This is a genomic window from Accumulibacter sp. (genome assembly GCF_032229525.1).
Classification (GTDB): domain Bacteria; phylum Pseudomonadota; class Gammaproteobacteria; order Burkholderiales; family Rhodocyclaceae; genus Accumulibacter.
The window spans coordinates 1-9,063 of sequence record NZ_JAVTWB010000140.1 but is presented as its reverse complement, the minus strand read 5'-3'; the positions used below and the strand labels follow the sequence as shown (position 1 = coordinate 9,063).

Sequence of the window (9,063 nt, the reverse complement as noted above, 5' to 3'; positions counted from 1 at the left end):
GGGCTCGACGGCCAGAAGATGTCGAAGTCCTACGGCAACACGATCACCCTGCGCGAGGACGCCGCCTCGGTAACGCAAAAGGTGCGGCGCATGCCGACCGATCCGGCGCGCGTTCGCCGCGATGACCCGGGTGACCCGGACAAGTGTCCGGTCTGGCAACTGCATCAGGTGTATTCGGACGAGGCCTGTCAGGCGTGGGTGCAGCAGGGTTGTCGTAGCGCCGGCATTGGCTGCCTGGAGTGCAAACAGCCGGTGATCGATGGCATTCTCAACGAGCAGGCGCCGATGCGCGAGCGTGCGCAGCCCTATCTGGACGATCCGCGCCTGGTGCGCGAGATCATTGCCGAAGGAAACCGCAAGGCGCGCCAGCTCGCCCGCGAGACGATGCGCGACGTGCGTGACGCGATGGGGCTGGACTACAGCTGAGCGCTGAGCCCCCACCCGACGACCATGAACGATAGCGCGATCATCGCCGATGCAGTCGAGCAGCCACCTGCCGCGGCGGGAAGCCCGCTGGCCCGGATCTATGGCCAGCCGCTGACACAAATGCCGCTCGATCTCTACATCCCGCCCGACGCCATGGCGGTGATGCTCGACGCCTTCGAGGGGCCGCTCGACCTGCTGCTGTATCTGATTCGCCGGGCCAACGTGAATGTGCTTGATATTCCGATGGCGCCGCTGACCGAGCAGTACCTGGTCTATGTCGAAGCGATGCGCGTGCACAACCTCGAACTGGCTGCCGACTATCTGGTCATGGCGGCGATGCTGATCGAGATCAAGTCGCGCATGTTGTTGCCCAGACCGAAAGCGGTCGAGGGTGACGAGGTGGAGGATCCACGGGCCGAACTGGTACGCCGCCTGATCGAGTACGAGCAGATGAAACTGGCGGCCCATGCGCTCAATGAACTGCCGCAGGCCGAGCGCGACTTCGACTGGGTCGAGGTCTGGGTCGAGAAGACACTGCTTCGACGCTTGCCGGAGGTCAACCTGCTGGACTTGCAGAATGCCTGGCGCGCCATCCTTCGGCAGGCCAAGCTGCATACGCATCACCTGGTGCAGCGCGACGAATTGTCGGTTCGCGAGCACATGGGGCTGATCCTGCGTCGTCTGCGCGACGCTGGCGGTTTTGTCGAGTTCGTCGATCTGTTCGATCCCGAACAGGGCGCGCCAGTGCTGGTGGTGCACTTCCTGGCGCTGCTCGAACTGGCGCGTGAGCATTTGCTCGAAATGACGCAGGTGGAAGTGTTTGCGCCGATTTATCTGAGGTTGACCGATGACCGCAGCGGCTCCCGATGACGTTCTGACATCCGCCGCCAACCCCGTCGCTAACCCGGCCGAGGTGAAGCGAGCGCTGGAAGCGGTGCTGTTGAGCACCCGGGAGGCGCTGTCGCTGCTCGAGTTGCGCAAGGTATTCGACGACCGGATCGGCGCCGACGTGTTGCGCGTGCTGCTCGATGAGTTGCGCAGCGAATGGAGCAGGCGACCGCTGGAGCTGTTGCAGGTGGCGAGCGGCTGGCGTTTTCGCACCCGCGCCGAGTTCATGCCTTATCTGGAGCGGCTGAACCCGGAAAAGCCGCCCCGCTACTCACGCGCGGTGCTCGAAACGCTGGCCATCATCGCCTATCGTCAGCCGGTGACACGCGGCGACATCGAGGACATCCGCGGGGTGAGCGTCGCCACGCAGGTGATCCGGGTGCTCGAGGAGCGCGGCTGGGTCGACGTCGTCGGTCATCGCGATACGCCCGGCCGGCCGGGGTTGCTGGCCACCACCCGAAAATTCCTCGACGACCTCGGACTGCGCAGTCTGTCCGAGTTGCCGCCCCTCGAACAAATCAATTCAACCCTGGACCTCGCTGATGGCCACTAGCAAGCGCAGATCGCCTGCCGATCCTTCTCGTTCGCCGCGTTCACCGCGCCCGCCGTCGGCGGGCGCCGTCAGGCAGCGTTCACCCGAGGCTGCGACGCCCGAGTCTGACGGTCGGGCGAGCAGCGCTCGGCCGGCAGCGAGCAGCGGCGGCGATTCGTCAAAGCGTGTGCGTCACCAGGAAGTGGCCACCAAGCCCGAGCGCCTGCACAAGGCGCTGGCGCAAAGTGGCATCGGGTCGCGGCGCGAGATGGAAGAACTGATCGTCGCCGGCCGGATCAACGTCAATGGCGAACCGGCGCGCGTCGGCCAGACGGTCAGCCCGGGTGACCGGGTGAAGGTCAACGGCAAACTGGTCAATCTGCGCTTCTCCAATCGCCTGCCGCGGGTGATCATCTATCACAAACCCGATGGCGAGATCGTTTCGCGCAACGACCCGGAGCATCGCCCGAACGTGTTTACTTCGATGCCCCGGATCGCCGGCGGACGCTGGGTAGCGGTGGGTCGTCTCGACTTCAACACCAGCGGCCTGCTGCTGCTGACCACCTCGGGAGAGCTCGCCAACCGGCTGATGCACCCACGTTATCAACTGGTCCGCGAGTACGCGGTACGTATTCTTGGCGAAGTCACCGACGAGGCGCGTCGGCAACTGCTTGATGGCATCGATCTCGACGACGGCCCGGCGCAGTTCTTCAGCTTTCAGGAGGCGGGCGGCGAGGGCGCCAATCGTTGGTATCGCGTCGCCTTGTTCGAGGGCCGCAACCGTGAGGTGCGGCGCATGTTCGAAGCGGTCGGGGTGGTCGTCAGCCGCTTGATGCGTGTTCGCTACGGTCCCTTTGCGCTGCCGCCGAACCTGAAGCGGGGGCAGGTTCTCGAGCTCACGGAGGCGGAAGTGAAGAAGCTGCTGAGCGGATTCGGAATGGAAAACCCGGAAGCCGACCGTCCGCCGCGACGACCGCGCGAGCGTTGAGCGATCGCTGCCGATCACGGTCCGATTTACCTCGGCGGCTCTTTTCGGTATAATCCACCGGTTTTCCGGTCGCCCCTCAGGGGTAAATTTTTCGGGGATGGGCGTTTCGCCCATTTTTTATTTGCAGCCATGGATGTGCACGAAGTTCTTGAGAAAACGGTGACTGGCCTCGGCTACGAACTGGTAGACGTCGAGCGTAGTCCGCACGGGCGCGTCCTGCGCGTGTTCATCGACAAGCCGGACAAGCCGCGCGGTGTCGATGTTGACGACTGCGCGCTGGTCAGCAATCAGCTGTCGCGCGTGTTGATGGTCGAAGGCATCGACTACGAGAGCCTCGAGATCTCTTCGCCGGGGATCGACAGGCCGTTGAAGAAGGAGGCTGATTTCGAGCGTTTCGCCGGTTCGCAGATCACTCTCAAGCTACGCTTGCCAGTGAACGGTCGACGGAACTTCAGCGGTGTCCTGCAGGGTATGCACGAAGGTAGGGTGCGCCTGCAACTCGATTCGGGTGAGGTGGCATTCGACTTGGTCAATGTTGACAAGGCGCGCCTGGTTCCGAGTTTCGACCTGACAAGATCGAACGACAGGCTGGTTTAGGAGGTAATGAGCAAATGAGCCGCGAAATCTTGCTACTGGTAGATATCCTGGCACGGGAAAAGAACGTCACCAGAGACATCGTCTTCGGCGCGCTGGAAATGGCCCTGGCTTCGGCTACCAAGAAACGCGTCCACGACGAGGCGAACATTCGCGTCGTCGTCGATCGCGAAACGGGTGATTTCGAGACCTTCCGTCGCTGGGAGGTCGTTGCCGATGAAGACTTTCTCGACGAGGAGCAACAAATCCCTTTGTCGGAAGCGCAGGAGCAGGACGCCGAGGTCGAGGTCGGTGATTATCTGGAAGAGGCGCTGGAGCCGATCGACTTCGGCCGTATTGGCGCGCAGGCTGCCAAGCAGGTGATCGTGCAGAAGATTCGCGACGCCGAGCGCGAACAGATTCTCAATGACTTCCTTGCTCGCAAGGAACACCTGGTGACTGGCGCCATCAAACGGATGGAGCGTGGCAACGCGATCATCGAAACTGGCAAGATGGAGGCCCTGCTGCCCCGCGACCAGATGATTCCGCGTGAAAATCTGCGCGTTGGCGATCGCGTCAAGGCCTACCTGCTGCGTATCGACCGTTCAGCCCGCGGCCCACAGTTGATCCTCTCGCGCACCGCGCCGGAATTCATTGTCAAACTGTTCGCGCTGGAAGTGCCGGAAGTCGATGATGGCCTGCTGGAGATCAAGGCGGCTGCCCGCGACCCCGGCATGCGTGCCAAGATTGCGGTCAAGTCCAACGACCAGCGCATCGATCCGATCGGCACCTGCGTCGGCATGCGCGGCATGCGGGTCACCGCGGTAACCAACGAGCTGGCCGGTGAACGGGTCGACATCGTGCTCTGGTCGGCCGACCCCGCACAGTTCGTTGTCGGCGCGCTGGCACCAGCTGAAGTCAGCTCGATCATCGTCGATGAAGACAGGCATTGCATGGACGTGGTGGTCGACGAGCAGAACCTGGCGATCGCCATTGGTCGTGGCGGCCAGAACGTTCGCCTGGCGTCGGAGATGACCGGTTGGACGATCAATCTGATGACCGAGGAAGAGTCGAAGACCCAGGTTGAGGCTGAAGCTGCGGCCATCCGTGTGTTGTTCATGGAGAAGCTCGACGTTGACGAAGAAGTGGCCAACATCCTGATCGAGGAAGGCTTGTCGACCCTTGAGGAAGTGGCCTATGTGCCGATCCACGAGATGCTCGAAATCGAGTCTTTCGACGAGGCGACCGTTCAGGAGTTGCGCGAGCGTGCACGTAATATTCTGCTCACCGACGCGATCGCTACCGAAGAGAAGATCGAGGATGTCGCCGAGGATATGCTGAATCTTGAAGGGATGGACAAGTCGCTGGCCGGAAAACTGGCTGGTGGTGGTATCAAGACGCGCGACGATCTCGCCGATCTCGCCGTCGACGAACTTACCGAGATGACCGGCATTGATGCCCAGAGGGCGAAACAACTGATCACCACGGCGCGTGCGCACTGGTTCGAGTAAGCCGGAAAAAGGAATTCATATGGCACAAACAAATGTTGCCGAATTAGCCACTCAGCTGAAAATGCCTGCTGGTGTGCTGCTCGAGCAGTTGCACAAGGCCGGCGTGGCAAAGAGAGAAGCCGACGATCTGTTGTCCGAACAGGACAAGGCCAAGCTTCTGGAGTATCTGCGTCGTTCGCATGGCGGCGGCGACGCGAAAACCAAGATCACTCTGACGCGCAAGGAAACGACCGAGATTCGGCAGCAGGATTCGCACGGCAAATCGCATACGGTGCAGGTCGAAGTCCGCAAGAAGCGCGTCCTGGTCAAACGTGATCCGGTCGAGGCACGTCGGGAGCAACTTCCGGTTGCGGCCGAACCGGTCATCGAGGAAAAGGCAGAGCCAGTGCTTGACGTGTATGTCGAGCCGGTTGCCGAAGTCGAGGCCGAGCCCGTAATCGAAGCGAAAGCCGAAGCGGTTGCCGAGGTGGTTGCCGAGGTGGTTGCCGAGGTGCCGGCCGAACCGGCCGTCGAAGTCGTGGTCGCATCGGTCGCCGAAGCTGTGGTCGCACCGGTCGCCGAAGCTGTGGCCGTACCGGTTGTCAAGGCTAAGGCCGAGCCGGTTGTCGAGGCTAAGGCCGAGCCGGTTGTCGAGGGCAAGGCTGGCGGCAAGAAAGTGGTGACCCGTGCCTCGATCATCGGTGAGGAGCAGCGGCTGCTGCGCGCCGAAGAAGAGCGGCGCCACGGTGAGCTACGCGCCCTTCAGGAAGCCGAGTTCAAGAACAAGCAGCAGCGCGTTATCGACCTTGCGCGCCTGAAGCAGGATGCCGAAGCGAAGGCGATCGCGGCCAAGGCCGCCGGAGTTGCGAAGCAGGTTGCGGCGCAGACCGCCAGCGACCAGCCCGCCGCGGAAGACAAGACCTTGCACCGGCCGGCCGGCAAGCCTGCCGCATCCGACAAGAAGGTAACCGACAAAAAGACGGCCGACAAAAAAGGCCAGTGGAAGAACGAAGGGGCCAACAAGCGGGCCGGGTTGAGAACGCGCGGCGCAACCGGTGGCGCAGGCTGGCGGGACAACAAGCACGGCAAGCGGTCGGGTCGGGGCAGCAGCGAAGACGAGCAGCACTCTTTCCAGCAGCCCGTCGAGGCGGTGATTCACGACGTCTACGTCCCCGAGACCATTTCTGTTGCCGAACTGGCGCACAAGATGTCCGTCAAGGCCACCGAAGTGATCAAGGCGCTGATGAAAATGGGTTCGATGGTGACCATCAACCAGGTGCTGGATCAGGAAACGGCGATGATCATCGTCGAAGAAATGGGTCACAAGGCGTTTGCCGCCAAACTCGACGACCCCGATGCCTTCCTCGGTGACGACGCAGTGTCCGAGCACAAGGATGTGCCGCTCGAACCGCGCGCTCCGGTGGTGACGGTGATGGGTCACGTCGACCACGGCAAGACTTCGCTGCTCGACTACATTCGCCGTACCCGTGTGGCCAGTGGCGAGGCTGGCGGTATCACCCAGCACATTGGTGCTTATCACGTCGAAACCGATCGTGGCATGGTGACCTTTCTCGACACGCCAGGTCACGAGGCTTTTACGGCGATGCGTGCGCGTGGCGCCAAAGCCACCGACCTGGTCATCCTGGTGGTGGCTGCCGATGACGGCGTGATGCCGCAGACGCGGGAGGCGATTCACCATGCCAAGGCTGCCGGCGTGCCGCTGGTGGTCGCTGTGAACAAGATCGACAAGCCCGGCGCACAACCTGATCGGGTGAAGCAGGAGCTGGTTGCCGAAGAAGTGGTGCCGGAAGAATATGGCGGCGACGTGCCGTTTATCCAGGTTTCGGCAAAAGTTGGAACCGGGATCGACGAACTGCTCGAAAACGTCCTGCTCCAGGCCGACATGCTGGAGCTGAAGGCACCGCGAGATGCGCCGGCCAAGGGCCTGATCATCGAGGCTCGCCTCGACAAGGGCCGCGGGCCGGTGGCGACGATGCTGGTCCTGTCCGGCACGCTTCGCCAGGGTGACGTGCTGGTTGCCGGCCAGGTCTTCGGTCGCGTACGCGCCATGCTCGACGAAAACGGCAAGGTGATCAAAGAAGCTGGTCCGTCGATTCCAGTCGAAATCCTCGGGCTGTCCGATGTTCCGGCCGCCGGGCAGGAAGCGGTGGTGCTGGCCGACGAGCGCAAGGCACGCGAAATCGCACAGTTCCGTCAGGGCAAGTACCGCGACGTCAAGCTGGCCACCAAGCAGGCCGCCAACCTCGAGACTATCCTCGACCAGATGACCGAAGCGGAAGCCAGGGTCCTGCCTTTGATCATCAAGGCCGATGTCCAGGGTTCTCAGGAGGCGCTGGTGCAGTCGCTGCAGAAGCTGTCAACGGCTGAAGTCAAGGTCAATGTCATTCACGCGGCGGTCGGTGCGATCAGCGAGTCCGACGTACACCTCGCGCAGGCTTCGAAGGCAGTGATTATTGGCTTCAATACCCGCGCCGATGCCGGTGCACGCAAGGCAGCGGAGCACGTCGGGGTCGATATTCGTTACTACAACATCATCTACGACGCGGTCGACGAAGTGAAGGCGGCATTGTCGGGCATGCTGGCACCCGAGAAGCGCGAAGACATCACCGGTCTGGTCGAGATCAGGCAGGTCTTCCAGGCGACCCGGATCGGCACCATTGCCGGCTGCTATGTGCTCGAAGGCGTCATCAAGCGTCACTCGCGCGTCCGCCTGCTGCGCAACCATGTCGTCGTCTGGGATGGCGAGCTGGATGGCCTGAAGCGCTTCAAGGACGACGCCAAGGAGGTGCGGGCAGGCTTTGAATGCGGCCTCTCGCTGAAGAACTTCAATGCTTACGAGGAAGGCGACCAGCTCGAAGCCTATGACGTCACGGAAGTCGCCCGGAAGCTGTTGTAAGTGCCGGCCAACAAGGGCTTCATGCGCCGCGACCGGATCTGCGAGCAGATCCGTCGCGAGCTGGCGGAAGTGATCCGGACCGAGCTTCGCGACCCGCGTGTCGGGATGATCAGTCTCACCGAGGTGCACATCAGTGCCGACTACGCGCATGCCAAGGTCTACTTCAGCAGCCTGGCGGGCAGTGAGCATCTCGATTCGCTTCAGCTCGGTCTGCACAAGGCGTCCGGTTTCCTGCGCAGCGAGCTGGGCAAGCGCATCAGCATCCACACCACACCGCAACTGCATTTCATTTTCGACGAGTCCCTGGAACGGGGCGCGCAGCTGTCGAAACTGATCAGCGAGGCGGTGGCGATCTCGGATCACACCGATCCTCCAGAACCGGCTTGAGTATCAGGAAGAGCTGGCAGCGCGTTGACGGGGTCCTGCTGCTCGACAAGCCGACGGGCATGACCTCCAACTCCGCGTTGCAGGCCGCTCGTCGGTTTTTTTCGGCGGCCAAAGCGGGGCACACCGGTACCCTCGATCCCCTGGCCAGCGGACTGCTGCCACTGTGTTTCGGCGCGGCGACCAAGTTTGCGGTCGATCTGCTCGCCGCCGACAAGACCTACGAAACCGAGCTGCAGTTTGGTGTCCGCACCGATACGGGCGATGCCGACGGCGTCGCCATCGAGCGCCGCCCGGTCAACTTCGGGCTAACAGAAGTGGCCGCTGCCCTGTCGCCTTTCCGCGGCCCAATTCGACAGGTGCCACCGATGTACTCGGCCTTGAAAAGGGACGGGAAACCGCTCTACGAGCTGGCGCGCCAGGGCATCGAAGTCGAGCGCGAGGCGCGCGAGGTGACCATCCACGAGTTGCTGCTGCTTGATTTCTCGGGCGATCGCTGTCGCCTGCGGGTGGCTTGCAGCAAAGGCACCTATATCCGCAGCCTGGCCGAGGATCTGGGCCATGCTCTCGGCTGTGGTGCCCACCTGACGGCGCTGCGCCGCGTCGCCGTCGGTGCTCTCCGGGTGGCCGATGCGGTGACCCTGGATCAGCTGGCGGCGTACTCGGAAGATCAGCGCAGCTGCTGGCTGTTGGCTCCCGATACCCTGCTGCAGAGTCTGCCTGCCGTCCATCTCGACGACGAGGCCGCGCTGCGCTTTGTCCACGGCAACCCGGTGAGCAGCAGCTGTTTGCCCGGGAAATGCCGCGTCTACGGCCAGGACCGTCTACTCGGTCTCGGCGAAGTCGATGAGCAGGGCAGTGTGCA

General features: G+C 62.6%; 8 protein-coding genes and 1 pseudogene. All 9 read left to right on the top strand.

The genetic code is table 11. The features are described 5' to 3' along the window. Positions 1 to 426 (top strand): annotated as a pseudogene (locus tag RUW20_RS10230) (tryptophan--tRNA ligase); the annotation flags it as partial. Between the two features lie 24 nt (positions 427 to 450). Next, positions 451 to 1,296: a ScpA family protein gene (locus tag RUW20_RS10225; protein ID WP_313952102.1), complete on the top strand. Its 846-nt coding sequence runs from the start codon at positions 451 to 453 to the stop codon at positions 1,294 to 1,296. Beyond that, complete coding sequence (gene scpB / locus RUW20_RS10220) at positions 1,274 to 1,867, top strand: SMC-Scp complex subunit ScpB (RefSeq protein ID WP_313952101.1); 594 nt, start codon at positions 1,274 to 1,276, stop codon at positions 1,865 to 1,867. The genes RUW20_RS10225 and scpB overlap by 23 nt, the downstream gene beginning before the upstream one ends. Before the next feature lie 166 nt (positions 1,868 to 2,033). Beyond that, positions 2,034 to 2,834, top strand: a complete 801-nt coding sequence (locus RUW20_RS10215; protein WP_409559342.1) for a pseudouridine synthase — start codon at positions 2,034 to 2,036, stop codon at positions 2,832 to 2,834. Positions 2,835 to 2,963: 129 nt separating this feature from the next. Beyond that, positions 2,964 to 3,431 carry a ribosome maturation factor RimP gene (rimP, locus tag RUW20_RS10210; RefSeq protein WP_313952099.1) on the top strand — a complete coding sequence of 156 codons (468 nt, stop codon included), beginning with the start codon at positions 2,964 to 2,966 and terminating at the stop codon, positions 3,429 to 3,431. Between the two features lie 14 nt (positions 3,432 to 3,445). Further along, positions 3,446 to 4,918, top strand: a complete 1,473-nt coding sequence (nusA, locus tag RUW20_RS10205; RefSeq protein WP_313952098.1) for a transcription termination factor NusA — start codon at positions 3,446 to 3,448, stop codon at positions 4,916 to 4,918. A gap of 19 nt (positions 4,919 to 4,937) precedes the next feature. Next, positions 4,938 to 7,814, top strand: coding sequence for a translation initiation factor IF-2 (infB, locus tag RUW20_RS10200; protein WP_313952097.1), 2,877 nt, complete (start codon positions 4,938 to 4,940; stop codon positions 7,812 to 7,814). 21 nt (positions 7,815 to 7,835) lie between these two features. Then, positions 7,836 to 8,201, top strand: a complete 366-nt coding sequence (rbfA, locus tag RUW20_RS10195) for a 30S ribosome-binding factor RbfA (protein ID WP_313952103.1) — start codon at positions 7,836 to 7,838, stop codon at positions 8,199 to 8,201. Next, positions 8,198 to 9,063: tRNA pseudouridine(55) synthase TruB (truB, locus tag RUW20_RS10190; protein WP_313952096.1), on the top strand; the 866-nt coding region annotated here is incomplete at its 3' end. The genes rbfA and truB, both read left to right, overlap by 4 nt.